The sequence below is a fragment of the Calidifontibacter terrae genome, from assembly GCF_054778835.1.
This window is the reverse complement of sequence record NZ_BAAGZF010000001.1, coordinates 438,623-465,223: the sequence shown is the minus strand read 5'-3', so window position 1 is coordinate 465,223 and position 26,601 is coordinate 438,623. Positions and strand designations below refer to the sequence as shown.

The 26,601-nt window shown below is 67.1% G+C and carries 22 protein-coding genes; 3 read left to right on the top strand and 19 right to left on the bottom strand.

The genetic code is table 11. The features are described 5' to 3' along the window. Nucleotides 1–71 precede the first annotated feature (71 nt). Both ACYU98_RS02225 and ACYU98_RS02220 read right to left on the bottom strand, forming a co-directional pair. A complete protein-coding gene (locus tag ACYU98_RS02225) occupies nucleotides 72–2,804 on the bottom strand; it encodes an Rne/Rng family ribonuclease (RefSeq protein WP_460466637.1) in 2,733 nt (910 codons plus the stop codon). Nucleotides 2,805–3,057: 253 nt separating this feature from the next. Beyond that, nucleotides 3,058–3,771: a TIGR03936 family radical SAM-associated protein gene (locus ACYU98_RS02220; protein WP_460466545.1), complete on the bottom strand. Its 714-nt coding sequence runs from the start codon at nucleotides 3,769–3,771 to the stop codon at nucleotides 3,058–3,060. A 67-nt stretch (nucleotides 3,772–3,838) separates the two neighbouring features. On the opposite strand from ACYU98_RS02220, the gene ACYU98_RS02215 reads away from it, so the two are divergent. After that, nucleotides 3,839–5,140, top strand: coding sequence for an MFS transporter (locus ACYU98_RS02215; protein WP_460466544.1), 1,302 nt, complete (start codon nucleotides 3,839–3,841; stop codon nucleotides 5,138–5,140). Nucleotides 5,141–5,171: 31 nt separating this feature from the next. Here ACYU98_RS02215 and ACYU98_RS02210 read toward each other — a convergent pair whose 3' ends face one another. The 14 genes from ACYU98_RS02210 to ACYU98_RS02145 form a co-directional block, all read right to left on the bottom strand. Then, complete coding sequence (locus ACYU98_RS02210; protein WP_460466543.1) at nucleotides 5,172–7,133, bottom strand: TIGR03960 family B12-binding radical SAM protein; 1,962 nt, start codon at nucleotides 7,131–7,133, stop codon at nucleotides 5,172–5,174. Between the two features lie 107 nt (nucleotides 7,134–7,240). Further along, nucleotides 7,241–9,088, bottom strand: a complete 1,848-nt coding sequence (locus ACYU98_RS02205; RefSeq protein ID WP_460466542.1) for an AMP-dependent synthetase/ligase — start codon at nucleotides 9,086–9,088, stop codon at nucleotides 7,241–7,243. 81 nt (nucleotides 9,089–9,169) lie between these two features. After that, nucleotides 9,170–10,306, bottom strand: a complete 1,137-nt coding sequence (rodA, locus tag ACYU98_RS02200; protein WP_460466541.1) for a rod shape-determining protein RodA — start codon at nucleotides 10,304–10,306, stop codon at nucleotides 9,170–9,172. A 4-nt stretch (nucleotides 10,307–10,310) separates the two neighbouring features. Next, nucleotides 10,311–11,267, bottom strand: coding sequence for a bifunctional riboflavin kinase/FAD synthetase (locus ACYU98_RS02195; RefSeq protein WP_460466540.1), 957 nt, complete (start codon nucleotides 11,265–11,267; stop codon nucleotides 10,311–10,313). 21 nt (nucleotides 11,268–11,288) lie between these two features. Further along, nucleotides 11,289–12,416 carry a Nickel transporter NicT gene (nicT, locus tag ACYU98_RS02190; RefSeq protein WP_460466539.1) on the bottom strand — a complete coding sequence of 376 codons (1,128 nt, stop codon included), beginning with the start codon at nucleotides 12,414–12,416 and terminating at the stop codon, nucleotides 11,289–11,291. 35 nt (nucleotides 12,417–12,451) lie between these two features. Further along, nucleotides 12,452–13,345: a tRNA pseudouridine(55) synthase TruB gene (truB, locus tag ACYU98_RS02185; protein WP_460466538.1), complete on the bottom strand. Its 894-nt coding sequence runs from the start codon at nucleotides 13,343–13,345 to the stop codon at nucleotides 12,452–12,454. Beyond that, nucleotides 13,342–13,776 carry a 30S ribosome-binding factor RbfA gene (rbfA, locus tag ACYU98_RS02180; protein WP_460466537.1) on the bottom strand — a complete coding sequence of 145 codons (435 nt, stop codon included), beginning with the start codon at nucleotides 13,774–13,776 and terminating at the stop codon, nucleotides 13,342–13,344. Before rbfA ends, truB begins: the two co-directional genes overlap by 4 nt. A 31-nt stretch (nucleotides 13,777–13,807) precedes the next feature. After that, the gene (locus ACYU98_RS02175) at nucleotides 13,808–14,818 is read right to left on the bottom strand and encodes a TRM11 family SAM-dependent methyltransferase (RefSeq protein WP_460466536.1); all 1,011 of its coding nucleotides are present in this window, start codon (nucleotides 14,816–14,818) and stop codon (nucleotides 13,808–13,810) included. Nucleotides 14,819–15,009: 191 nt separating this feature from the next. Next, nucleotides 15,010–18,003 carry a translation initiation factor IF-2 gene (gene infB / locus ACYU98_RS02170; RefSeq protein ID WP_460466535.1) on the bottom strand — a complete coding sequence of 998 codons (2,994 nt, stop codon included), beginning with the start codon at nucleotides 18,001–18,003 and terminating at the stop codon, nucleotides 15,010–15,012. 102 nt (nucleotides 18,004–18,105) lie between these two features. After that, entirely contained in the window at nucleotides 18,106–18,390 is a 285-nt protein-coding gene (locus tag ACYU98_RS02165) for a YlxR family protein (RefSeq protein ID WP_460466636.1), read from the bottom strand. Nucleotides 18,391–18,449: 59 nt separating this feature from the next. Beyond that, nucleotides 18,450–19,445 carry a transcription termination factor NusA gene (gene nusA / locus ACYU98_RS02160; protein ID WP_460466534.1) on the bottom strand — a complete coding sequence of 332 codons (996 nt, stop codon included), beginning with the start codon at nucleotides 19,443–19,445 and terminating at the stop codon, nucleotides 18,450–18,452. Then, complete coding sequence (gene rimP, locus ACYU98_RS02155; RefSeq protein WP_460466533.1) at nucleotides 19,445–19,969, bottom strand: ribosome maturation factor RimP; 525 nt, start codon at nucleotides 19,967–19,969, stop codon at nucleotides 19,445–19,447. The genes nusA and rimP overlap by 1 nt, the downstream gene beginning before the upstream one ends. 88 nt (nucleotides 19,970–20,057) lie before the next feature. After that, nucleotides 20,058–20,747: a phosphoadenylyl-sulfate reductase gene (locus tag ACYU98_RS02150; protein WP_460466532.1), complete on the bottom strand. Its 690-nt coding sequence runs from the start codon at nucleotides 20,745–20,747 to the stop codon at nucleotides 20,058–20,060. Beyond that, nucleotides 20,744–22,399, bottom strand: a complete 1,656-nt coding sequence (locus tag ACYU98_RS02145; protein WP_460466531.1) for a nitrite/sulfite reductase — start codon at nucleotides 22,397–22,399, stop codon at nucleotides 20,744–20,746. Before ACYU98_RS02145 ends, ACYU98_RS02150 begins: the two co-directional genes overlap by 4 nt. A 103-nt stretch (nucleotides 22,400–22,502) precedes the next feature. Here ACYU98_RS02145 and ACYU98_RS02140 point away from each other — a divergent pair, with 103 nt between their 5' ends. Both ACYU98_RS02140 and ACYU98_RS02135 read left to right on the top strand, forming a co-directional pair. Next, nucleotides 22,503–23,480: a hypothetical protein gene (locus tag ACYU98_RS02140; RefSeq protein ID WP_460466530.1), complete on the top strand. Its 978-nt coding sequence runs from the start codon at nucleotides 22,503–22,505 to the stop codon at nucleotides 23,478–23,480. Beyond that, on the top strand, nucleotides 23,477–24,355 hold the full coding sequence (locus ACYU98_RS02135) for an aminoglycoside phosphotransferase family protein (RefSeq protein WP_460466529.1): 879 nt from the start codon (nucleotides 23,477–23,479) through the stop codon (nucleotides 24,353–24,355). The genes ACYU98_RS02140 and ACYU98_RS02135 overlap by 4 nt, the downstream gene beginning before the upstream one ends. Before the next feature lie 91 nt (nucleotides 24,356–24,446). Here ACYU98_RS02135 and ACYU98_RS02130 read toward each other — a convergent pair whose 3' ends face one another. The 3 genes from ACYU98_RS02130 to ACYU98_RS02120 all read right to left on the bottom strand — a co-directional run bounded on the left by ACYU98_RS02130 (nucleotide 24,447) and on the right by ACYU98_RS02120 (nucleotide 26,601). Further along, complete coding sequence (locus tag ACYU98_RS02130) at nucleotides 24,447–25,205, bottom strand: DsbA family protein (RefSeq protein WP_460466528.1); 759 nt, start codon at nucleotides 25,203–25,205, stop codon at nucleotides 24,447–24,449. 82 nt (nucleotides 25,206–25,287) lie between these two features. Beyond that, a complete protein-coding gene (locus ACYU98_RS02125; RefSeq protein WP_460466527.1) occupies nucleotides 25,288–25,767 on the bottom strand; it encodes a DoxX family protein in 480 nt (159 codons plus the stop codon). A 42-nt stretch (nucleotides 25,768–25,809) separates the two neighbouring features. Further along, nucleotides 25,810–26,601, bottom strand: coding sequence for a TSUP family transporter (locus ACYU98_RS02120; protein ID WP_460466526.1), 792 nt, complete (start codon nucleotides 26,599–26,601; stop codon nucleotides 25,810–25,812).

Sequence of the window (26,601 nt, the reverse complement as noted above, 5' to 3'; positions counted from 1 at the left end):
CGCTCTGTCTGAACCGGCCAACAGCGACCCCTTGCGGGACGTCGGCTCGGTGGGCGCACCGAGGATCAACTTTACTCGGTCGGGTCGCCGGACTCCAAATTCACCGGCGGCCCTGCCGGCGCGACAACGCGTGCCCGCTTCGGCCGCCGCTTGACCGGTGGCTTTGCCAGTGCCTGGGCAACCGGCGCAGGGTCGACCTCGGCCGCAGCAGCCTGCGCCGCGGTGACCGTGACGGGCACCTCGACCGGGCTCTGCGCAGCCACGGGTGCGACCGAGGGCGACGCCGCCCGTCGCGAACCACGACGACGCTTGGCGGGCTGCTCTTCAGCAGGTGCTGAAGCGGGTTCCGCGATCGGCGCGATCGCTGCAACCGTGGGGGCAACCTTCGGCTCAGTCTTCGGTTCGGATCGACGCTCAGCCTTGGGCTCAGACCTGCGCGCGGGGGTCGCTTCGGTCTTCTCCGCGGCCTGCTGCACCTTCTGGGCGATCGGTTCGACCTCGGCAAGGACGTCTTCGACCTTCTTGTCACCGGCCAGCGCGGCCGCGTGAGCGGCAGCGGCGATCTGCGCGGCGGACGGTCCGGACTGCTCCTGCTCCGGCTCGTCGTTCTTGCGGCCCCGCTTCGTACGACGGGAGCTGGCGTTGTTGTTGCCGCCGCCGTTGTTGCCGTTGCTGTTGCCACCGCCTGAGTTGCCGCCGTGGCTTCCACCACCGTTGCCACCGGACTTGTCGACCGGCAGGTCGTGAACCACGATGCCGCGTCCGTCGCAGTGCACGCAGGGCTCGGAGAAGATCTCCAGCAGACCGCTGCCAACGCGCTTGCGGGTCATCTGAACCAGACCCAGCGAGGTCACCTCGGCGACTTGGTGCTTGGTGCGGTCGCGACCAAGGCATTCGAGCAGTCGTCGGACGACCAGGTCGCGGTTGGACTCCAGGACCATGTCGATGAAGTCGACCACGATGATGCCGCCGATGTCGCGCAACCGTAGCTGGCGAACGATCTCCTCGGCCGCCTCCAGGTTGTTGCGAGTGACGGTCTCTTCGAGGTTTCCACCCGAACCGATGTATTTGCCGGTGTTGACGTCGATGACCGTCATGGCTTCGGTGCGGTCGATGACCAGCGAGCCACCCGAGGGCAGCCACACCTTGCGGTCAAGCGCCTTGGTGAGCTGCTCGTCCACGCGGTGAACGGTGAACAGGTCGGTGGTTCCGGTCCACTTCTCGACCCGCTGAGCGAGGTCGGGAGCCACCGAACCGAGGTAATCGGAGACCTCGTCGTAGGACTTGTCACCGGCGATGATCAGCTTCGAGAAGTCCTCGTTGAAGACGTCTCGGATGACGCGCAGGGTCAGGTCGGGCTCGCCATGCAACAGCGAGGGCGCCGAACCGGACTTGCTCTTGGCTTGGATCTCTTCCCAGGTCTGCTGCAGGCGTTCGATGTCGGCCTTGAGGTCTTCCTCGCTGGCGCCCTCAGCCGCCGTACGGACAATCACACCGGCGTGGGCCGGAACGATCTCCTTGAGGATCTTCTTCAGGCGGGCGCGCTCACCCTCGGGCAGCTTGCGCGAGATGCCGGTCATTGAGTTGCCCGGCACGTAGACCAGGAAACGGCCCGGCAACGAAATCTGCGATGTCAGACGCGCACCCTTGTGGCCGATGGGGTCCTTGGTGACCTGCACCAGGACGCTCTCACCGGAGGACAGCGCGTTCTCGATCCGCTTGGCCTGGTGGTCCAGACCAGCGGCGTCCCAGTTGACCTCGCCGGCGTAAAGGACGGCGTTGCGGCCGCGGCCGATGTCGACGAATGCCGCCTCCATGCTCGGCAGCACGTTCTGCACCCGACCGAGGTAGACGTTGCCGGCCATCGAGGCCTGCTGGGTCTCCCGCGAGACGTAGTGCTCGGCGAGCAGGCCGTCTTCGAGGACACCGATCTGGGTGCGGCCGTCGCGCTCGCGGACGACCATCAGACGCTCGACGCTCTCCCGGCGGGCGAGGAACTCAGCCTCGGTGATGACCGTACGGCGACGGCCGGCATCGCGGCCCTCGCGGCGGCGCTGCTTCTTGGCCTCCAAGCGGGTCGATCCCTTGATCGACTGCACCTCGTCGCGCTCCTTGCGGGGTTCGCGGACCTTGGTGACGGTGTTCGGCGGATCGTCGCCATCGGTGCCGGACCCGCTGCGACGACGACGCCGGGTGCGACGACGGCTGTCGTCACTATCGCCCTTGTCGTCCGAGTCGGGACCGTCGTTGGGCTCGTTGCTGGCGTTGCTGTTGGTGTTACTGGAGCCACGGGAGCTGCGTGTGTCGTTCGTCGCGTCGGCATCGGAGTCGTCATCGGTCGAAGCGTCGCTGGCGTCGCCCCGGTTCTGCCGGCTCGCGGACGCGCTGTCCTGCTGCTCACCCTGGTCGGTGTCGCCAGGCTTGCGGCGACCGCGGCCACCGCGCCGACGGGAACGGGCGGTGGAGTTGTCATCGTCGCCGGAGTTGTTGTCGTTCGAGGGGCCGGCGTTGCGGTTGCCCTGGCCGGAGTCGGCGGGCTCCTCTTGGGCCTGGTGAACCTCGGGGGCCTCGCGCTGCGGTTCGCGGCGCGGAACCCGGAACTCAAGGTCCGGGGTCTGGAAGATCAGCCCGAATCCGACCTCGGGAGCCGCGGGCGCGGTGGTCGGCTCAGGCACGACCTGACCGGCCTGCGAGAAGAGCGAATCGGTGCTGTTGTCGGAGTGCTGCTGGGGGGCCATGCCCCTCCTTGTCGTCAGCATGCGAAGCGGCCCACAACCGGAGGCATTCGCCTCGCGCACCCGCATGTCGCGGTAATGCCGTCGCGCCCGGGTTCGGGCCGGCGACGAAAAAGTCGACTGTTGCACCGGTGGCAGCTCGCGCATTGCGCGGCACTGACCGATGCCGTCCCTGGTCTAGTTGCGCGGTGAAGCACGACCGCCATAGGACGGGGCACGGCGTAGGTGTGGTGTACGGCGTGACCGATGTGCATTATCGCACATCTCGGGCGGGTTGCACGGATCGCGGCCCGGATGGCATGCCGCCCGAGGCCGCAACAGATCAGCCCAGCGGGTCGGTGATCGTGCCCTCATCGTCGAGCGGACCCTGCGCCCTGCGCGTGGTCAACGGTGGCCGGCTCGGCTCGATCCCCGAGACCTGACACAGGGCATTGAGGACGTCGTCGGGGCGTACGGCCGGGGTGGTGTGCTCGAGCACGATCGACACGACGCGGCTGTCAGGTTCGACGGTCATTGACCGGATCGCGCTGCGTACGTCGAAGGTTCGTGGGCCGGACTTCATCATCCGGGTGACCTCGACCCGATCCTCGGCCAGCAAACCCGCGACCGCGGAGGTCAACGTCGGGGCATCGGGATCGGCGAACTCCAGATTCCAGGAACTGCCCTGCAACCGGTCGGCGAGCGCCCCGGTCGGGGCCACGATCACCTTGATGACGTCGAGACCCTGCGGCAATGCAGCGTCGAGGTCACGAGCGACCTGCTCGGGGTCACACTCCCGCTGCAGCGCGATCTCGAAGTATTCGGCCTCGCTGGCCGTTCCGGTCGCGGCCGCGTTCGCATAGGAAATGCGCGGGTGGGGGTGGAAGCCGGCGGAGAACGCCACCGGCAGCTGCGCCCGGCGTACGGCGCGTTCCAACGCCCGCTGGAAGTCGCGGGTGGAGGTGAATCGCAAACGCCCCCGCTTGGCGTATTGAACCCGCAGTTTCTGCACCACCGGAGCAGGCGGCGGACCCTCGGGAACACGTTGTCTGGCCATCGGTGCATCGTATCGGCCGGTGGCGGGCGCGCTCAGACCGTGGCCGCGGTCCGACAGAATCACCTGCATGAACTCCCGCTCGACGCGCCGCATCCACCCCGCGTGGATGATCGCCGGCGTCACCTTGCTGACGATGATGGGTTCGGCCGGCTTCCGCGCCGCGCCCGGTGTCCTGATGCACCCGCTGCACGACGAGTTCGGCTGGTCGATGGGCCTGATGGGCACCGCGGTGTCGATCAACCTGGTGCTCTTCGGGCTGACCGCACCGTTTTCGGCGGCGCTGATGGAACGTTTCGGGGTGCGTCCGGTGATGGCCGGCGCGCTGGTGTTGATCGGCCTCGGGTCTGTGCTCCCCCGCTGGATGAACGCGCCGTGGCAACTCATCGCCTGTTGGGGCGTTCTGATCGGGCTGGGCACCGGCGCGATCTCAATGTCGCTGGTCGCAACCATCACCGGTCGCTGGTTCGTGGCCAAGCGCGGCGTGGTGTCCGGCGTCCTGAGCGCCGCCAACGCCACCGGCCAACTCGCCTTCCTGCCGGTCATGGCCTGGCTGTCGACCCACCAGGGCTGGCGCGCCGCATCGACAACCATCGGTGTTGCCGCGTGGTGCGCCGTTCCACTGGTCGTGCTCTTCATGCGCAACCGCCCGGAGGACCTAGGAACCAGGGCGTACGGCGCCGCCGCCGACGCTCCCCCGACGCCCGTCGCGTCGGGCAACGCCGCCGCGTTGGCTGTCGGAACGCTGCGTGATGCGCTGCACCACCGCGCATTCTGGCTGCTCGCGGGCACCTTCGCGGTCTGCGGAGCGAGCACCAACGGCCTGGTCGGCACCCACTTCATCCCGGCCGCGATGGACCACGGCATGGGCGAACAGGCAGCGGCCGGACTGCTGGCCTTGGTCGGGGTCTTCGACATCGTCGGCACCATCGCCTCGGGGTGGCTCACCGACCGCGTCGATCCGCGCCTGCTGCTGGGGATCTACTACTTCGGCCGCGGGCTATCGCTGTTCGCGCTGCCGTCGCTGTTCAGCAACTCGATGCACCCGAACATGCTCGCCTTCATCCTGTTCTACGGCTTGGACTGGGTGGCGACCGTCCCGCCGACCATGGCGCTGTGTCGCGAACACTTCGGCGACCGCGCACCCGTCGTCTTCGGCTGGGTGTTCGCCAGCCACCAGATCGGCGCCGCCGTCACTGCTTCGGTCGCCGGTTGGGTGCGCGACAGCGAGGGGACCTACGACATGGCGTTCTACGCCGCAGCCGTCTTGTGTCTGATCGCGGCGGCCGTGTGTCCGACAATCCGCTCGCGCGGTGGGTCAGGCAAGTCCGACACGACCGCGGCCGAGGTGGCGTCCGAGCTCCAGGTGTGACGAGCGAACTCTCCACCCACTGAGTAGCTGGTCAGACGACGGTCAGCGGGAGCAGCTTTTGGCCGGTCGGGCCGATCTGGATGTCGGTGCCCATCTGCGGGCAGACGCCGCAGTCGAAGCAAGGGGTCCACCGGCAGTCGTCGACCTCGGTCTCGTCGAGGGCGTCTTGCCAGTCGTCCCAGAGCCACTCCTTGTCGAGGCCGGAGTCGAGGTGATCCCACGGGAGCACCTCGGTCTCGCCCCGCTCACGGGTGGTGTACCAAGCGACGTCCAAGTCCCAGGGCAACTGGTCGAAGGCCGCTGTGGCACAACGCATCCAGCGTTCGTACGAGAAATGCTCGCTCCAACCGTCGAACCGGCCACCGTCGCGCCAGACCGCCTCGATCGCGCGACCGACACGGCGGTCGCCGCGGGAGAGAAGTCCTTCGACGATTCCCGGCTGACCGTCGTGATAGCGGATGCCGATCGAGGAGCCGTAACGCTTGTCGGAGCGGATCGCGTCGCGCAACTTCTGCAGCCGCGCGTCAGTCTCCTCCACCCCGAGTTGGGCGCACCACTGGAAGGGGGTGTGAGGCTTGGGAACGAACCCACCGATGGACACGGTGCAGCGAATGTCCTTGCGGCCGCTGACCTGCCGGCCGGTCTCGATGACCCGCTTCGCGAGATCCGCGATCTGCAGGACGTCTTCATCTGTCTCGGTCGGCAGACCACACATGAAGTAGAGCTTCACCTGACGCCAGCCCGCGCCGTAGGCAGCCGCGACGGTGTTGATCAGGTCGTCCTCGGAGACCATCTTGTTGATGACCTTGCGGATCCTCTCGGAACCGCCCTCGGGGGCGAACGTGAGCCCGGAGCGACGTCCGTTGCGGGTGAGTTCGTTGGCAAGGTCGATGTTGAACGCGTCGACGCGGGTCGACGGCAGCGACAGACCCGTCTCGGTGCCCTCATAGCGATCGGCGAGACCCTTGGTGATCTCGGCGATCTCGCTGTGGTCCGCCGAGCTGAGCGACAGCAGGCCGACCTCTTCGAATCCCGTTGCGGCCAGGCCACGTTCGACCATCTCGCCGATGCCGGTGATGGTGCGTTCGCGGACCGGACGAGTAATCATTCCGGCCTGGCAGAAGCGGCAGCCACGGGTGCAGCCGCGAAAAATCTCAACGCTCATCCGTTCGTGGACCGTCTCGGCCAGCGGCACCAGCGGCTGCTTCGGGTAGGGCCACTCGTCCAGGTCCATCACGGTGTGTTTGCTGACCCGCCACGGGACCCCGGGGGCCTCGGGCGAGGGTGCGACCCGCTTGATGCGCCCGTCGGGCAGGTAGTCGACGTCGTAGAACGCCGGAACGTAGACGCCGCCGGTTCGAGCCAGCCGCAGCAGAAGTTCGCGGCGACCGCCCGGACGACCCTCGCTCTTCCACGTCTTGATCTTGTCCGTGATCGTGAGGACGGCTTCTTCGCCGTCTCCCACAACCGCACAGTCGATGAAGTCGGAGATCGGCTCGGGGTTGAACGCCGCGTGGCCGCCGGCGAGCACGATCGGGTCGTTGTCACCGCGGTCGGCCGCATGCAGCGGGATGCCGGCGAGGTCGAGCGCGGTGAGCATGTTGGTGTAGCCCAACTCGGTCGAGAAGGACAGCCCGAAGACGTCGAACTCCCCCACCGGACGGTGCCCGTCGACGGTGAACTGCGACACCCCGTGTTCGCGCATCTGCGCTTCCATGTCGGGCCACACCGAGTAGGTGCGCTCGGCGAGCGCATCGGGGCGCTCGTTCAGCACTTCGTACAAGATCATGACGCCCTGGTTGGGCAGGCCGACCTCGTAGGCGTCGGGGTACATCAACGCCCATCGAGTGGTCAGTTCCTGGCCCTGCGGCCCATGGCCACCACAGTTCCAGTCCTTGGTCTGCGAGTTCAGCTCACCACCGACGTACTGGATCGGTTTGCTCACCCGCTCCAGCAGCGGTTCGAGGGTTGGAAACAGCGACTCTCCGGACATGTGTTCCAGGGTAGGTCAGCAGACCCGGCGCGTCGAACCATCAGCTGCGACATGACACGAGCCCCGGACCAGCGCGGTCCGGGGCTCGAGGTCGTACGGCGTTGCAATCAGTCGACGTAGAGGCTGTCGAGGTCGTCGCGGAACTTCTGCACCACGATCTTGCGCTTGAGCTTCAGGCTCGGGGTGATCTCGCCCTCCTCAACCGACAGGTCGCGCGGCAGGATGATGAACCGCTTGATCTGCTCGTGGCGGGCGAGCTTGGCGTTGAGCTGATCGACGTAGCCCTGCACCATCGTGCGCGCCTCATCGGACGTCACGATCGTGCGGTAGTCCTTGCCCTTGAGCGACGGCGCCTTGCTCGCGGCCCAGTCGGTCATTGCCTCTTCGTCGAGGGTGATCAGGGCGGCGACGAACTTGCGGCCGTCACCCTCGATCACCAACTGCGAGGCGTAGGGGCAGATGCCCTTGAACAGGGCCTCGATCTGGCTCGGCGCGACGTACTTGCCGTTCGAGGTCTTGAAGAGGTCCTTCTTGCGGTCGGTGATCTTCAGGTGACCGGTAGGCGTCAACTCGCCAATGTCGCCGGTGTGGAACCAGCCATCGACCAACGTCTCCGCGGTGGCGTCATCGAGACCGCGGTAGCCCTGCATCACGCCCGGGCCCTTGATCAGGATCTCGCCGTCATCGGCGATCTTCACGTCGGTGCCGGGCAGGGCCCAGCCGACCGTGCCCGGAATGTTGGAGTAAGGCCGGTTGACGAAGGAGGCGGCGCTGGTCTCGGTGAGGCCGTAGCCCTCGAGGATCGGGATGCCCATGCCGTCGAACCACTTGGCGATGTCTTGGTTGAGCGCCGCGGAGCCCGAGATGAAGAAGCGGATGTTTCCGCCGAACCGCTCGCGCACCTTCTTGGCGACCAACGCGTCGCCGATCTTGTGCTGAACGGAGGTCGCCAGGCCCGGCTTGGCGCCCTTGGCTCCCGCGTCGGACACCTTAGCCGCGTTGCTCGAATGCCAACCGAAGAGCTTGGCCTTCACGCCGCCCTCGTCCTGCATCATCGTCGAGATGCGGCCGTAGACCTTCTCGAAGATGCGCGGAGCCGCGCCCATCCAGACCGGCTTGACGATCGGCAGGTTCTCGATGATCTTGTCGACTCGGCCGTCGATTGCGGTGGTGAAGCCGATCTGGAGCGGCAGCGTCAGCAGCACCTTTCCGAAGACGTGAGCCAACGGCAGCCACAGGTAGGCCTTGTCGTCAGGGCCTAGCAGGTGGGCCGAGTCGACAGCGGCGACTTCATAGGTCCACGCGCTGTGCGGCAGCCGTACGCCCTTGGGACGGCCGGTGGTGCCGGAGGTGTAGATCAGCGTGGCGAGGTGGTCGGGGCGGATCTGCTCGACCCGCTCCTCCAGGACATCGGGGTGAGCAGCGATGAACTCGGCACCCAACTTCTCCAGGTCGGCCAGGGTGATCACGTTCTCACCGTCGGCGGCGCCGTCGAAGGTGATGATCTTGACGACGTCCGGAATGACATCCTTGCCATCAGCAAGGATCTTGGTGTGGGTGTCGTTCTCGGTGAAGACGACCTTGCTGCCCGAGTCGCTCACGATGAACAACGTGTCGTCGATCGTGGAGGTCGGGTAGATCGTGGTGGTTGCGGCGCCGGCCAGCATCACGCCGAGGTCGGTCAGCGCCCATTCGACGCGGGTCGAGCTGGCAATCGCCACGCGGTCCTCAAGCTCGACGCCCAGGCTGACCAGACCGGCCGCGATCCGGCGAACTCGATCATCGGCCTGCGACCAAGTCATCGAATGCCAGGTCTCGGCGGCGTCCGGATATTCGAACGCCACACTGTCGGGTGACTTCGCCACCCGGTCGAGGAAGAGTCGCGCAACCGAGGGTGCGGCGTTGTCGATGACCGCCTGTTCGGGGGTCTCGTCCTGCACGGACATCATCGCCATCGGGGAACTCCTTTGTTGCCTGGTGTTGGCGCACAGGTTACTTGGCGGTTGCCGGGAGCGGGGAGGGAACCGGGCAACTGTCTAGTGCAGGCGCCGCAGACTCACCAGATAAACGTTCTCCAACAAGCCAATTGCCGCCCAACACGCGAGCATGCTGGAACCGCCGTACGACACGAACGGCAGAGGCAGCCCCGTCACCGGCATAAGGCCCAGATTCATCCCGATGTTCTCCAGAATCTGGAACAGGAACCAGCAGACGATGCCGACCGCGACCAGTCGTCCGAAACTGTCCTGCGATCGGCGGGCGATGAGCACGCCGCGTACCACCACGATCCCGAGCAGGATCACCAGGACGGCCGCCCCCAGGAAGCCCCATTCCTCCCCCGCAACCGAGAAGACGAAATCGGTCTGCTGGAACGGGATGAAACCGCCTTGGGTCTGTCGGCCGGCGAACATGCCTTCGCCGAACCAGCCGCCGGACCCGATGGCGATCTTCACCTGACGCACCTGGTAACCGATGCCAGTTGGGTCGACAGTGGGATCGATGAAGGCCGTCAGCCGGGCCCGCTGATAGGCCGACAGGGCGCTCGTGGTGACCGCGACGACCACGGCAGACGTGAGTGCGACCAGCACCGCGACCAACCACCACCGGGAAGCCCCGGCGGCCGCGACCACCCCGACGCTGAGCATCATCAGCACCAGCACCGAGCCGAGGTCGGGCTGCGCCAGAACCAGCAAAATTGGTGCGCCGGCCACCAACCAGGCCAACCACACGTCGCGCCGCGGCGGCGGCGCGTCCCGCTCGCCGCGCTCGGCCAAGATCATCGCCAGCCCGATCGCCAGGGCCACCTTCGCCAACTCGGCCGGCTGAATCGAAAACCCGGGCACCTGGATCCACGAGCGTGAACCGTTGATCGTCGACCCGAAGGGGGTCAGGACCAGCAGCAGACCGAGCAGGCCGAGAACGTAGAGGATCGGGGCGAGGGCCCGGATGGCGCGCATATCCGCCCGGATGATGACGGCAGCCAGCAGCATCCCCAACGCGGTGTTGACCAAATGGCGCAGCAGGTAGCCGCTGCCAGCAGTGTTCCGGGTGGCCGACCAGACCAGCAGACCACCAAAGCCAGAGAGCGCCGCGCAAGTGACCAACAGCACCCAGTCGCTACGGGTCCACGACAACTGCCGTCGATCGAGCGGATCCCAGCCCGGGCGCGGCATGCGTTCAGGCGGACGTCGGCGGGCAGATCAGCCGGGCGCGCGCGACGTCGTGGTTCATCTGCTCGATCAGCGGGCCGATTCCATCGAACCGCACGTTGCCGCGCAACCGCTCGACAAATTCGACAACGACCTCTTCGTCGTATAGGTCCAGGTCGGTGCGGTCCAGGACGTAGGCCTCCACGGTGCGCTGGGTGCCGTCGAAGGTCGGGTTGGTGCCGACCGAGATGGCCGCCGGCATCCGGTGATCGGGATTACTCGTCGGCAAGGCCGGGCGCCACAGGTAGCCCGCATAGATCCCATCGGCCGGGATCAAACCGACAGCGTCCTGGCTGAGGTTGGCGGTCGGGAATCCCAGTTCGCGACCCCGCTCGAAGCCATGGACGACGGTGCCGCGCACGCTGTGCGGGCGACCCAGCGTATGAGCGGCGCTGGTGACGTCGCCCTCAGCCAGCGCAGTGCGTACGCCGGTGGACGACCAGCGACTTCCCTCGCCCACGTCATCGAGGACGACGACCTCGAAACCGAGTTCGGCACCAAGGGCGCGCAGCGTCTCGACGTCGCCAGAGTTGCGTACGCCGAACCGAGTGTCTTTGCCACACAAGACTGCTGCGACATGAAGGCGGTCGACGAAGACGCCCTGAACAAACTCCCGCGGCGTCATGGCCGCGAGCTCGGCGGTGAACGGAAGCACCAGGGTGGCCGCGATGGCGGCGGCTTCGATCCGGTCGAGCCGGGTCTGCAGGTCGGCGATCGGCTGCGGCGCTCGCTCGGGGTGTAGGAAGGCCAACGGATGGGGGTCGAAGGTGACCGCAACCGGGGCTGCGGAGCGCCGGGCGGCCTCATCGACCACCTGGGCGAGCAACGCCTGATGACCGCGGTGTACGCCGTCGAAGTTGCCCATCGCAACGACCGTCGGGCCGAGGTCGGAGGGGATGTCGTCGAGCGAATTCAGCCGGAGCACGGCCGCAACTCTAGTGCCCGCTCAGTTGGGGGCTGCGGCGTAGTCGACGCTGTCGTCGCCCTTGTCGAGCCCGAGCAGCTTCCAACCGATGATCGCCAGCACCCAGGTGACCAAGAAGATACCCACGATGATGAACCCGATGCCGTTCAGATCGATCGACCCGACGGCTGCGACGGGACCGGATTGCAGGTCGAGTCGGTCGGCGAAGACGGAGCAGAGCTCGATGCCGCCGATCACGATCGCGACCACCACGGACAAGCCGGTGACCGTCGCGTTGTAGTAGAGGCGGCGGACCGGACGAGCGAACGCCCACCCGTAGGCCTTGCTCATCATGATGCCGTCCGCGCCGTCGAGCAGGCTCATGCCGGCGGCGAACAGGATCGGCAGCGTGAGGATGGCGTACCAGGGCAGCGCCACCGCGGCAGCGCCACCGGCGATGACCAACAGACTGACTTCGGTGGCGGTGTCGAAACCGAGTCCAAACAAGAACCCGATCGGATACATGTGGCGAGCCTTGGTCACCGACTTGGTGAGGCCGCCGAGGATCCGGTTCATGAAGCCGCGCTTGTTGAGGTGGTCCTCCAGCGCGGCCTCGTCCAGCTCGCCGTCACGCGAGCGGCGCCAGACGCGCAAGATGCCGACGAGCGCGATCGCGTTGAGGATCGCGATGATCACCAGGAAGGTGCCTGAAACGGTGGTGCCGATCAGACCGGTGACGGTGTGCAGCCGCGAGCTGTCGTTCTCGACCGAGCCGGCGAGTGCGCGAACGCCGAAGGCGAGCAGCGCGCAAAGGCCGAAGACCACACTGGAGTGGCCGAGCGAGAACCAGAAACCGACGCTCACCGGGCGACGGCCGTCGGTGAGCAGCTTGCGGGTGGTGTTGTCGATCGCCGCGATGTGGTCGGCGTCGAACGCGTGACGCATCCCTAACGTGTAGGCGGTGATGCCGAGCCCGATCCCGAACGTTTGCGCGTGAGCCTGGCCGCCGACCGCCAGGTTCTGCGGCGAGATGAGGAACACCAAAGCGCCCCAACCCAGCACATGGAGCAGCAGGACGAACGCGCTCATACCAAGGATGCTGCGACGTTCCGTGCGGTCGAAGGATGCTGCGACGCGCTGCCAGCGAGCGGGCACGGTGATCGAAGTCATGATCGCACCTTAGCGCTACCTGCGATCGTGTCGCATCAGCCTGGGGCGGGAAAAACTACGTGACTGCGCACCGCGGTTCCGGACTGGTCGAGCATCGCGACAAGGTCATCGCCGTGCAAGGCCGCCACCACAGAGTCGGCATGGTCCGCCGGACCGATCTTCTGGCCGTAGCGCAAGGCCCGGGCTTCCAGTTCGGTCAACTCGCGCACCGGGAACTGCGCCCGAGCGGCGTCGGCCATTGCGAGCACCGGCAACGGTTGCTCAGATTCTTGGCGCGCCGTCAGTTCATCCAGGGAGGCGCACTCCTCGAGCGCGTAGCGCCCGACCCGCGTACGCCGCAGGGCTGTGAGGTGGCCACCGACGCCGAGGCCGGCGCCAAGGTCGCGAGCCAGGGCTCGTACGTAGGTGCCGGACGACACCTCGACCTCAACCTCGAGATCTACGACCTGGTCAACCTTCACCGTCGACAAGAGGTCGAACCTAGAGACGGTGACCTCGCGCGCTGCCAGCTTCACTTCGTCTCCGCCGCGCACCTTGGCGTAGGCGCGCTGCCCGTCAACCTTGATCGCGCTCACCGCGCTGGGCACCTGCTGGATTCGTCCGGTCAGCCCGGCGATCCCGGCCTCGATCGACTCCGCGGTCAGCCCGGACGCATCGCCCGTCGAGGTGACATCGCCCTCGGCATCATCGGTGACCGTGGCCTGACCGAGTCGGATGGTCGCGGTGTAGGTCTTGTCGCAACCGACCAGGAAGGTGAGCAGCTTGGTGGCGCGATTGATGCCGAGCACCAAAACGCCGGTGGCCATCGGGTCGAGGGTGCCGGCATGACCGACCCGTCGTGTTCCGGCCAGCCGGCGGCATCGAGCCACCACATCGTGGCTGGTCCACCCGGCTGGCTTGTCGACCAGCAGCAGGCCGTCGCCGGTCACTGCTCCTCGTCGGGCGCAGCCGGCTTGCGGTAGGGGTCGGCGTCACCGGCATAGGTCGCGCCCGCGGCCCGCGCCAGTTCGGCGTCGCGCTCGCGAGCAACAGCCAGCGCCGCCTCGATGTTCGCAGCACCTTCGGGGATGGCGTCCGGGATGAACTCCAAGGACGGCGTCAATCGGATGCCGAGGCCCTTGCCGACGTGGGAGCGAATGCGGCCACGGTTCTGCTGCAGAGCCGCAGCGGTGTCGGAGCGGGCGGCGTCGTCACCGAAGACGGTGTAGAAGACGGAAGCGTGTTGCAGATCACCGGTGACCCGGACGTCGGTGACGGTGAGGAACCCGAGCCGTTCGTCCTTGAGCCGGAACTCGATGTAGTCGGCCACGAGGAACTTGATTCGTTCGGCAATCTTGCGTGCGCGTGCGGGGTCAGCCATAAGGACAAACCTATCCCGCCGGGCGCTGACCTCACACCTTGCGGGCCACGACCAGGTCCCGATCGATCGACGCATCGACCCGGTGTCGGAACCGCTCCCCCGCGTCGAAGACGTCCAGACCGTGCTGTTCGAGCAACAAGCGCAGTTCGTCGGCGGGCGCCACGTGACGGTTGTACGACAAGCCGACAGCACCACCTACCCGCAGCGCGCGGATCCAGCCGGGCAGTGCGCTGTCGAGCAGCGCCAGCGGGCTGCGCGACAGTCGGTCGCCGTGGGAGCCGTGTTGGACGCCGTACGGGGTGTCCGTGACGATCACGTCGAACCCGGCCCCTCGTACGAGACCGTCGAGCGCTGTTGTGTCGGTGTTGAGGTAGACGAGCCGGTGCGTCTTTCCCGCCTTGTAGGCGTCCTTGTCGGGAGCCACGGTCAGTTCCAGTTGACGCCCACGGGCTCGCCCCCCGGTGGTGCTCGCGCCGCGATCGAGGGTGTGCTTGAGGCGGTGGGTCTGCACCCAGGTTTTCAGGAAAGTCGCGTAGGCGTCGTAGTCCTTGCGGTCCAGGTCGACGCCGGTGACGTCGTAGCCGGCCAACAGCGCGATATTCAAGGTCGTGCCGCGGCCACACATCGGGTCGAGAACCTCCAGGCCGCCGGTGAGCCACCGCTCCGGGCGACGGGTCGCAGCCGCGGTCACGTTGAGGCACAACCGGGTCCACTGCTCGTTGGTCTTGCCCTGATATTTCTGAATGGTGACCAGGTCGTCGGGGTAGAACTGCCGCCGCTGCATCGGGACCGGGCGCAGCAGGTCACCCTCTGCAGAGAAGACCGCGAAGGTGGTCGACAGATTCGACAGGATCGCCACCGCATCCGCGGCCTCGGTCTGCACCGCCAGGTAGGACACCCCGCCCAACTCGCGGACAGTCACCTCGGCGGTCCCGCCGAACGCTGCCAGGACGGTCTGCGCCTCGGCCGCGGCAAGGTCCGTCGCCGCTTCGGCGTAGACGCGATTGGCCGAGGGTGCAACGAGGAACAGAAAGTCAGTCACGATCGGCCAGGCTACCGGTGGAGGCTGCGAGCACCCTCGGGAAGTGGTCGTTATAGCGACCGAAATCCATGACTACGGCTGTAGTTGGGGCTGGTGTTGGTGGATGGGCGGGGGTGAAACGCGCGAGGCCCCCGGCACCGCTTTCGCAGTGCCGGGGGCCTCGACCGCTCAAGAGCGGAGCAACGCACCGATCAGGCGCGCGGCTTCTCCCGCATTTCGTACGTCGCGATGAGGTCACCGAGCTGCAGGTCGTTGTACGACCCGAGGTTGACACCACACTCGAAGCCCTCGCGGACCTCGGTGACGTCGTCCTTGAACCGGCGCAGGCCGGCCACTTCGATGTTCTCGGACACGACAACACCGTTTCGGGTGATGCGCGCCTTCGCGCCACGCTTGATCTCGCCACTGCGGACGATCGAACCGGCGATGTTGCCGAACTTGGAGGACCGGAAGATCTCGCGGATCTCGGCGGTTCCCAGCTCGACCTCTTCGAACTCCGGCTTGAGCATGCCCTTGAGGGCCTGCTCGATCTCTTCGATCGCCTGGTAGATGACCGAGTAATAGCGAACCTCGACACCTTCCTTGTCGGCGTACTCGGCGTTCTGACCTTCGGCTCGCACGTTGAAGCCGATGATCACCGCGCTCGAAGCAACCGCGAGGTTGATGTTGTTCATCGTGATCGCACCAACACCACGGTCGATGATCCGCAGGTCGACCTCGTCGCCCACGTCGATCTGCATGAGCGCATCTTCGAGGGCTTCGACCGAACCGGACACGTCGCCCTTGAGGATGAGGTTGAGCGTCTCGACTCGACCAGCAGCGAGCTGCTCGTTGAGGTCCTCCAGGCTGATCCGCTTGCGCGCCTTGGCCAGGCTGGCCTGACGGTCGGCAGCTTCACGCTTCTCGGCGATCTGACGGGCCGTGCGGTCGTCCGGAGCGACGATGAACGTGTCACCTGCGCGCGGGACGGAAGCCAGACCCATGACCTGCACCGGACGGGACGGGCCCGCTTCGGTGAGGTTGTTGCCGTGTTCGTCAAGCATCGCGCGGACACGGCCGTGGGCCGTTCCGGCCACGATGGCGTCTCCGACGTGCAGCGTTCCCGACTGCACCAGCACGGTCGCGACCGCACCGCGGCCACGGTCGAGGTTTGCCTCGATCGCGACACCACGGGCGTCCTTGTCCGGGTTGGCGCGCAGGTCGAGCGACGCGTCGGCGGTCAGCAGCACAGCCTCGAGCAGCTCGTCGATGTTCTCGCCCTGCTTGGCCGAAACGTCGACGAACATGGTCTCGCCGCCGTATTCCTCGGCGACCAGGTTGTACTCGGTCAACTGCTGGCGGATCTTCTGCGGGTTGGCGCCATCGACGTCGATCTTGTTGACCGCGACCACGATCGGCACGTCGGCCGCCTGGGCGTGGTTCAACGCTTCGATCGTCTGCGGCATCACACCGTCGTCGGCCGCGACCACCAGGATGGCGATGTCGGTCACCTTCGCACCACGTGCACGCATGGCGGTGAACGCCTCGTGACCCGGGGTGTCGATGAAGGTGATCGCACGATCGATGCCTTCGTGTTCCTTGTGGATCTGGTAGGCACCGATGTGCTGGGTGATGCCACCGGCTTCGCCGGCCTGGACCTTCTCGTTGCGGATGGCATCCAACAACCGCGTCTTACCGTGGTCGACGTGACCCATGACGGTCACCACGGGAGGACGCGCCTGCAGGTCTTCGTCATCCTCGGCTTCAGCCTCAGCCTCAAGGTCGAGTCCGAAGGAGTTGAACAACTCCTTCTCCTCGTCCTCGGGAGAAACGACGCGGACGTCATAGCCAAGCTCGACACCGAGCAGCTTGAAGGTGTCCTCATCCAGCGACTGCGTCGCCGTGGCCATCTCGCCGAGGTGGAACAGCACGGTGACCAGCGATGCCGGATTCGCATCGATCTTGTCGGCGAAGTCCGTCAGCGAGGAGCCGCGACGCACCTGCACGATGGTGAAACCGTCGCCACGGGGCACGGTGACACCGCCGATGCTCGGCGCCTGCATCTGCTCGAATTCCTGACGCTTAGCGCGCTTGCTCTTGCGGCCGCGGACCTTTCCGCCGCCTCGACCGAACGCACCTTGGGTGCCGCCACGACCACCGGGGCGGTTGCCACCGCCACCGGGACGACCGAAGCCACCGCCGCCACCGGGGCGACCTGCGCCACCAGCGCCGGGACGACCAGCGCCACCGCCGCGCGCCGGGCGTTCACCCGGACGAGCCACAGCCGACTGGTTCGGCATCATGCCGGGGTTCGGACGCGCACCGCCACCGCCACCGGCGGGAGCACCTGCACCCGCACCCGGACGGGGAGCACCCGGACGAGCGCCGGCCGGACGCGGGCCCGCTGCACCACCGGTGCCACGAGCCGCCGCCGGACGGGGCATGCCCTGGCTGGGAGCGAACGGGTTGTTGCCCGGACGGGAAGGCTGCGACGATCCGCTGCGCATTCCCTGGTTCGGGCTGAACGGGTTGTTGCCCGGACGCGGCGCGGAGTTGCCCGGACGCGGGCCGGGGCGGCTGCCGCCCTGGCGCTGGTCACGGCCACCATCGCGACCACCATCACGACCACCATCGCGACCGCCCTCACGAGCCGCCGGTGCGGCGGGTGCGGGAGCAGCAGGGCGAGCGCCCGGCTTGGGAGCCGGACGGTTGCCTGCCGGCTTCGCGGCGGGTGCGCCGGCAGCCGGAGCTGTCTGCGGGGTCGCCTCGGCAGGCGCCGGGGTCGAGGTTTCGGGCGCCGGGGTTGCCACAGCAGCCGGAGCCGGGGTTTCGACAGGAGCCTGCGGCTCGGGAGCCTTCGGGCCTGGACGCGGACCCGGCGCAGCAGCGGCGGGCTTCGACGTTGCGGGCTTCGCCGGGCTCGGCGTTGCAGCGGGAGCCGGCGCAGCCGGCGTTGCCGCGGACGGGGTTGCAGCGCCCGGCTTGGGCGCCGGACGGCTCGCGCCGGGCTTCGGCGCAGCAGCGGCGGTGGAGTTGCCGGCGCCTGCGGTAGCGGGCGGGTTCTCCTTGATCTTGCGCACCACCGGAGCTTCGATGGTCGAGCTCGCCGTCTTGACGAACTCTCCCTGCTCCTTCAGATACGCAAGCAGTTCTTTGCTCTCGATCCCGAGCTCTTTTGCGAGCTCGTGAACTCGGACCTTAGCCACACTTCTCCTTCGAGGTTGCGACGGTCCGAGCGGCGTTCTCACGCAGGACGAACCGTCAGTAGAGGGTGCTCATCGCTGAGTACTCATCGGGTGCTCATAGCGTCAAACCCGCTTTCGGTTCTCTACCGGCGCGTCATCGGGTGATGACACGTGGTGGGCGACCCACTCCACGAGGGAGTCGACGCCCGGTTCACTGGTCGCACGCAGCGCTCGGCGAAAAGCGCGCCGTTGCAGCGCTCTTTCCAAGCAGTGCGATTGAGGGTGGAGCCACGCTCCCCGACCGGGGAGGCGGCCGCGTTCGTCGACCGTCAAACGGCCGTCGGACACCTTGACCCGCACCAGACTGGACCGCTCGTCACGCGCCCGACAACCGACACACGTCCGCATTGACGGCGGTGCATGGTTGATGGACGACGAACTGTCCGCAGCCAAGTCTAGCGCAGCGTTCACGAACCGCTAACCGCGGTATCGGGCCTGATGTCGATCCGCCAACCGGTCAACTTCGCCGCGAGGCGGGCGTTCTGGCCCTCCTTGCCGATAGCGAGCGACAGCTGGAAGTCGGGCACGATGACGCGGGCCGCGCGGCCCTGAAGGTCGGTGATTTCGACCGACTGCACCTGCGACGGGGACAGCGCGGAGGCAACGAAGGTCGCGGGGTCTTCGGAGTAGTCGACGATGTCGATCTTCTCGCCGTGCAGCTCGGTCATGACAGCCCGAACGCGCGAACCCATCGGGCCAATGCAGGCACCCTTGGCGTTGATGCCGGCCACCTTGGTGTGCACCGCGATCTTGGTGCGGTGACCCGCTTCGCGAGCCAGCGCCGCGATCTGCACCGTTCCGTCGGCAATCTCGGGAACCTCGAGCGCGAACAGCTTCCGCACCAGGTTCGGGTGGGTGCGCGACAGGCCGATCTGCGGACCCTTCGGGCCGCGCTTCACGCTCACGACATAACAGCGCAGCCGCTCGCCGTGCTTGTAGCTCTCGCCGGGAACCTGCTCGGCCGACGGCAGGAAGCCCTCGACGGTGCCGAAGTCGACCCGGACCGTACGCGGGTCGCTGGACTGCTGAATGACACCGGCGACGATGTCGCCCTCGCGGCCCTTGAAGTCGCCCAGGATCGCTTCGTCTTCGACGTCGCGCATCCGCTGCACGATCACCTGGCGTGCGGTCGACGCGGCGACGCGACCGAAGTTGGCGGGGGTGTCGTCGAACTCGGGACCGGGGGCGCCCCGGTTGCCCTCGTCGTCGACCTCAGCATCTTCGCGGGCCCAGACCACAACGTGGCCCGAGCGGCGGTCGAGTTCGACCCGCGCGTTGCGGTAGGTGCCCTCAATGCGGTGGTAGGCGGTCAGCATTGCCTGTTCGATGGCGGGCACGATGACATCCATCGGGATCTCGCGCTCCCGCTCAAGTGCGCGCAGGGCGGCCATGTCGATGTCCATCAGTGTTCCTTCGACTCGGATCGGTTGAATTCCACGGAGACTTTGCCCTGACCGATGTCGCCGAAGGCGACCGTACGGACGGACTCGTCGTCGCCGCGCAGGTCGACACCCTCAGCGGCGACGCGGACGATTCGCCCGCTCACGTCGGGGTGACCATCGGTGGTGATCGTGACCAGACGGCCGACATTGCGGCGGAAATGCCGGGGCAGCGTCAGCGGACGGTCGACGCCCGGGGAGGAGACCTCCAGCACATAGGGCGCCTCCCCCATCGCATCGGTCTCGTCGAGGCGATCGGAAATCACCCGCGTGACGTCACCGACCGCGTCGAGGTCTAGGGAGTCGATGCTGCTGGTCTGATCGTCGGCGTCGAGATGGGACAGGTCGCGGTCGACCAGCACCCGAACGAGCCTGCGCTTGCCGGCAGGGGTGACCGTGAGGTCCTCGACGAGCACGCCCAAAGGAGCAACAGCGGTCGACAGGTCGGCCAGGATGCGCTCGTGGCGCTCGGACGGACTGGCACTCATGGCCGGACTCCCTGTGTTTTCGAGTGGGGATCCACCACTCTAATCGGGAGTCACGGCGGCTGACGAATCGCGACCAATGCCCCGGTGATCAGGCGACGTGAATGCCGCACTCCGTCTTGGCGGTGCCGGACCAACGGCCCGCACGAGCGTCTTCACCGGCCAACACTCGGCGGGTGCATGGGGCGCAACCGATCGACGGGTATCCCTGGGAGAGCAACGGATTCATGATCACGTCGTGTTCAGCGACATAGGCCGCCACTTGGTCGTCGCTCCACGTCGCCAGCGGCGCCAGCTTCAGCAACTCACGGCGCTCGTCGTAGGACACGACCGGGGTGTTTGCTCGGCGCTCGGACTCCGAACGGCGCAATCCGGTGGCCCAGGCGGACCGGCCATCGAGCGCCTCGTCGAGCGGGTGGGTTTTGCGCAGGGCGCAGCAGAGGTCGGGATCGCGGTCGTGCAGTTTTGCGCCGTACGCCTCGTCTTGTTGCGCGACGGTCTGTCGCGGCGTGATGTTCAGCAGCCGTACGTCGTATTCCGCGGCCACCCGGTCGCGGGTTTGCAGGGTCTGCGGGAAGTGGTAGCCGGTGTCGAGGAAGACAACCTGGACGCCGGGCACCACGATGCTCGCGACATGCACCAGCACCGTGTCCTGCATCGATGCGGCGACGACGAGGCCATCGCCGAACAGGTCGCCGGCCCACGCCAAAATCTCCTGGGCCGGAGCGTCGGCCAGTTCGCGCGCAGCGGCCTCGGCGATCGCCGGGAGGTCATGGCTCATCGCAGGTCTTCCTCGGCCGCGCGCGCCACCCAGTCGGTGAATCGTTCGTTGCCGGTCCGCTGCGCAGCGAAGGCGGTCACGACGCGCTCGACGTAGTCACCGAGCTCGGCAGAGGTGACCTTGTGAGCGCGCAACTTGCGGCCCCATCCAGTTTCGAGACCGAGGCCACCACCGAGGTGCACCTGGAAGCCTTCGACCTGTTCGCCGGCCTCGGTGGTGACGATCTGTCCTTTGAGGCCGATGTCAGCTGTCTGGATCCGGGCGCACGAGTTCGGGCAACCATTGAGGTGGATCGCCACCGGAACGTCGAGATCGAGATCGGCGAGGCGTTGTTCCAAGTCGGCCACCAGGTCGATCGAGCGCTGCTTGGTGTCGACGATCGCCAACTTGCAGAACTCCAGGCCGGTGCAGGCCATGGTGTAGCGGCGCCACTGCGACGGTCGGGCCTCGAGCCCGATCGCGCGCATACCGACGATCAGTTCCTCGACCTTGTCCGCCGCGACGTCCAGCACCAGCAACTTCTGGTGGGCCGTCAGCCGTACGCGCTGGGACCCAGCATTCTCGGCGAGCGCCGCAACGCGGGCCAGGATGTCGCCGGACACCCGGCCGGAGATCGGCGCGAAGCCGACGTAGGAGTTGCCGTCGATCTGGTCGTGAACACCGACGTGGTCGTAGCGCGTGTCGTCGACCACGGCAGCCGGGCCATCGGGCAGCGCATGCCCGAGGAACTCCTGCTCCAGCACCGCGCGGACCTTCTCCGCTCCCCAGTCCTCAACCAGGAACTTCAGTCGCGCACGACCGCGCAACCGGCGGTAGCCGTAGTCACGGAACAGGCAAACGACGGCGTACCAGACCTCGGGGATCTGCTCGAGGGTGACGAACGCGCCCAGTCGTTGAGCGAACTTGGGATTGGTCGACAGGCCGCCGCCGACCAGCAGGTCGAAGCCGGGACCGAGCTCGGGGTGAACAACGCCGACGAATGAGACGTCGTTGATCTCCGGGACGCTGTCGGGCAGCCAGGCGATGGCGGTTTTGAACTTGCGGGGCAGGTTGGAGATCGTCTGGTCGCCGATGTAGCGACGGGTGATCTCGGCGATCGCCGGAGATGCGTCGATGACCTCGGCTGCGCTCACCCCGGCCACCGGGGATCCGAGGACGACGCGGGGGCAGTCACCGCAAGCCTCGGTGGTGGACAGGCCGACCGCTTCCAGCCGCGCCCAGATGGTGGGGACGTCCTCGATCCGGATCCAGTGCAGCTGGATGTTCTGCCGGTCGGTGATGTCGGCGGTGTCGCGGCCGAACTCGGTGGAGATCTGCGCAATGGTGGTCAGCTGCTCGGTGGTCAGGGCGCCGCCATCGCAGCGGACTCGCAGCATGAAGAATTCGTCGTCGAGTTCCTCGGGCGCCATCGACGCCGTACGGCCGCCGGGAATCCCTTGGCGCCGTTGGGTGTAGAGACCCCACCACCGCATCCGGCCGCGCAGGTCGTCGCCCGGGATAGAAGCGAACCCCTCGCGGGAGTAGACCTCTTCGATCCGACGACGCACGTTCAGCGCGTCGTCCTCGGCCTTGAACTCTTCGTTGTGGTTCAGCGGTTCCCGCTGACCGAGGGCCCATTGACCGTTCGAACGGGTCGTCACAGCAGCAGTCACAATCCATAACGTGCCATTTCGTTTGGTCCAACGCAAAATGATGCACCGCTTCGTCCGTCACGCGAGACGGACGAGTGCTCGGTCGCATGCCAAAATGACCGGCATGACCACCCGGCGCGCCTTGCTCACCGCCGGGCTCGTCTTCCCACTGGCCGGCTGCAGTGTTCGCCTCGAGCGCGATGCACCCGACATCCCGGGGGTCCCCACTCAGGCGCCGCCGGTCGACCAATCCCTGCTGAGCGCCGCGATCACCCGGTTGCGCGCGGTGATCGCCGCGGTCGAGGGCAGCGCGCCGCAATTCGCGGCCCGCCACCGCAGCCAGCTGGAACGACTGATCGCCGTGGCGGCGAGCGACGGGATCACCGCGCCGCCGACGACCCCTGCGGCCGCCACGTCACCTGCTGCAGCCACCTCGCCGGGAGCGACGAGTTCTGCGTCGAGTTCCGTGACGGCGGCCTCCACGGCCCCGTCGTCATCTGTGTTGGCCTCGTCATCGTCTTCCGCTACGCCGTCCACCCCCTCCGCTGCGGCAACCGCTGAGTCAGCGGACCTCTCCGCCGGTTGGTTGCGGCAGGTCGCCGGTGGATCCGACGCCCATCGCCCGATGCTGGCTGCGATCCTCGCTTCCCAGCAATGGGCGGCGGGGTCGCTGAAGGGCAAGCCACTGCCTGCCCGACCCGGCTTGGCCGCCGCCGATGCCGCCGTGGTGCTGCGTCGGCTCTGGGTCGCGACCTATGCCGCGGAACAACTCATCGCGCGCACCCCGACCAAGCAGCGGGCGGGGCTGTCCGTCCTGCTGACCTGGCTTTATGCCGAGCGCAGCCGCCTGACCCTCGAGGCCGGACCGTTGAAGCCGACCGAGCCGTTGTCCTTTGTTCTGCCCACGAACGCCACGGATCCGGCCGCCGCCCGCGCGGTGATGGGTCCCCTGGTGGCCGACATCGTCAGCGCCTGCGCTTCGGCGTCGACCGGCGGCTCGCGCGCCCCATCGATCACCCGGATCATCCAGCTCTGGGGCGACAGCGCGGCGCAAGCGGAGACCTGGGGACATCCACCCACGCCGTTCCTCGGCCTGACGTGAGGTCGATTCCGGCCGCGTTCCGCGAATCCGTCGCCGGCCGACCGCCGGAACCCGACGTCAGCGGCGACGACTGGCTGGCCGCACTCCCCCGGTTGATCGACGACGTGCTCGCCGACTGGTCGCTCACCGTCACCGGGCCGGCGATGTTCGGGCAGTGCGCGCTGGTGCTGCCCGTCGGCGACGCGGTGTTGAAACTGACGTGGCCGCACGCCGAGGCCGCGACCGAACACCTCGCGCTGCGCGCGTGGGACGGACACGGCGCCGTACGGCTGCTGCGGGCTGACCCGCGCCGCTGGGCGCTGCTGCTGGAACGCCTCGACCCCACCGACCTCTCCAGCGTCGACCTGTTGGAGGGCTGCGAGATCATCGGCGGGCTCATCCGCACTCTCGATCGGACGGCGCTCCCCCAGCTGGCAACCCTGTCAGCCACCGCGGCCGGGTGGGAGTCGCTCTGCCACAACGGATCTGCCGGAGTTCCGCGCAGATTCACCGACCAGGCGGCAACCCTTATCCGTGACATGACCAGCGGGCGCGACGTTGACCAGCGGTTGATCCATCAGGATCTGCACTTCGCGAACGTGCTGCGGGCGCAGCGTGCGCCGTGGCTGGCGATCGACCCGAAGGCGCTGAGCGGCGAGTGGGAGTTTGCCGTCGCGCCGGTGATCTGGAACCTGCCCGAGCAGGCAGCGGCCGCGTACAACGTCCGTAGTCACTTGCGCCTGCGACTCGGCTTGGTCTGTGAGGCGGCGGGCCTCGACGAGGACCGCGCGGCGGCCTGGACCTTCGTACGCGTCGTGGTCAACGCGTTATGGGGCGACGACTCGCCCGAGTGGGTCACCCGGATGATCACCATCGCCAAGGCGATGACGGACTAACCCCTGCGTTCGCCGCGCGCTTGTTGCCCGCAACGTGATGGAGCCGGGCCCCCGAACGGGGACCCGGCTCCATGACGTACGAGGGTTCAGCTCACTTCGCGGCGTACTGCTGGACGACAGAGGCGAACGAGTTCTGCTTGGTCAACAGCGTGTTGAACGCCGTCTTGTCGTTCGAGGTGCTCTTGCCGTTGATGATGATCGTCGGGGTGCCGTTGACACCGTTCTTGCCCGAACGGGTCTCGGTGGCCTCGACGTACTTCTTGTACTTGCCCGAGTCGAAGCACTTGTTGAAGGTGGTCAGCGCGCTGCCCTTGATGCCGGCTTGTGAGCCGAGCGACTTCAGCAACTCGGTGGTGTAGCCGGCGCCCTCCTTCGCGGGCTGGTTGGCGTAAACCAGGCTGTGATACTCGGGGAACTTGCCCGCGTCAGCGGCGCAGAAGCCCGCGCTGGCGGCGTCGGCCGAGGCCGTGTTGCCGAAGTTGTTGTCGAGGAACGTCATCATGTGGACCGTCAGCTTGATCTGCCCGGCCTGAGCCATCTGCATGACCTGGCTGCCGTTCAGTTTCTCGAAGTCATTGCAGATCGGGCACTGGAAGTCCTCGTAGAGCTGGACCTCGGGAACGCCGGCCTGCGCCTTCTCCGGGTAGATCTTCAGACCGTTGCCATCGGCGACCGAGTTCGTCGGGCCGGCGGCAGCAGTCTTGGTGCTGCCGGAGGAGTTGATCAGGACGGCGGCGAAGGCGCCGATGACCAGCGCGACGACCAAGACGGTGGCGACGATCAGCTTGATCCGACCGTTGTCCTTGGGCTTGGCCGCGGCCAACTTCTGCGACGCATCGGGACGGGGCATGTGATGAATTCCTTCGGATGGTTCGGGAGTGGTGGCACCGCGAGGGCAACGACGCGGCGGTGGCCAGGGTTCCGGGTCGGTATTAGCCGAACACCAAGCGGTCGACGCTGAACTTCGTACGGTCCCAGATGACTAGCCAGCCGGCCAGTATCAACAGGCCGACGTCACGCAGCGTTTCGGTGCCGTAGGCCGGGTCGGCGGTCGCGCCACCCCCGCCGAAGCAACCGCAGTCGATCTTGATGCCGCGCGCCCAGACCGAGATGATCCCGATCAGGAAGGCGATCATCAACAGGCTGCCGATAACTGCGGCGAACCTGGTCATGAACCCGATGATGAGGAAGACCCCGACCACAATCTCGACCCAGGGCATAACCATGCCCCAGGCGTTGGCGAGGTCATAGCCGAGCAGTTGGTAGGCGCGGGTGGCCTGCTGGGTCTCGGGGATGTTGCCGGCCTTGGTCACGCCGGCGACCAGCATCACCACGCCGAACACGAGGCGGGCGACCAGTCCAATCCATGGCTTGACGGCAGCAGATCGGCCGGTGGTGATCGATTCAGTCACGTTCAGTTCCCTCGGGTCGGTTGTCGGCAGGATTGTGACATGTCAACCTGTGGCGCCGAACTGGTGGGCGACATCCCAGCCGATCTTCAGGATGAACGCCGAAACGACCACGACGAACACCAACCGTACGAAGCCCGCGCCGCGGGCCACCGCCGTACGGGCGCCGATGTAGCCGCCGGCCATGTTCGCCGCGGCCATCGACAGACCTAAGCCCCAGTAGCCCGCGCCTTGCGGGAGGAAGATCACCAGCGACGCCAGGTTGGTGGCGAAGTTGGCGATCTTGGCCTTGGCCGAGGCTTCCAGGAAGGCGTAGCCCAGCAGCCCGACCATCGCGAACACCAGGAACGATCCGGTGCCAGGGCCGAGCGCGCCGTCGTAAATACCGATCAGGAATCCGGCGCCTGCGGCGGTGACGATGTGTCGTCGTCCGGTGTGGCGCAACACGGTCTCGGCGCCGAGGCTCGGCTTGGCGAGCGTGTAAATCATCACCGCGATCAGCGCCACGAGAATGATCGGGTTGAACGCCGATCGCGGCAGATGGCTGGCGATCAACGCCCCCAGCAGCGATCCGGCGAAGGCCGGCACCGCCAGGGCGACCGCCGTACGAGGGTCGGGTCTGACCCGCCGCCAATAGGTCACGCTGCTGACCGAGGTGCCCGCGATCGAGGCCATCTTGTTGGTGGCCAGCAGTTGCACGGGCGCCGCGCTCGGAAACGCGACGAGCAGGGCCGGGAGCTGCACCAGCCCGCCCCCGCCCACGACGGAATCGATCCAGCCGGCAAACAGCGCCGCTAGGACCAGCAGCACGAAGACGGTGATACTCAGGTCGGCCAC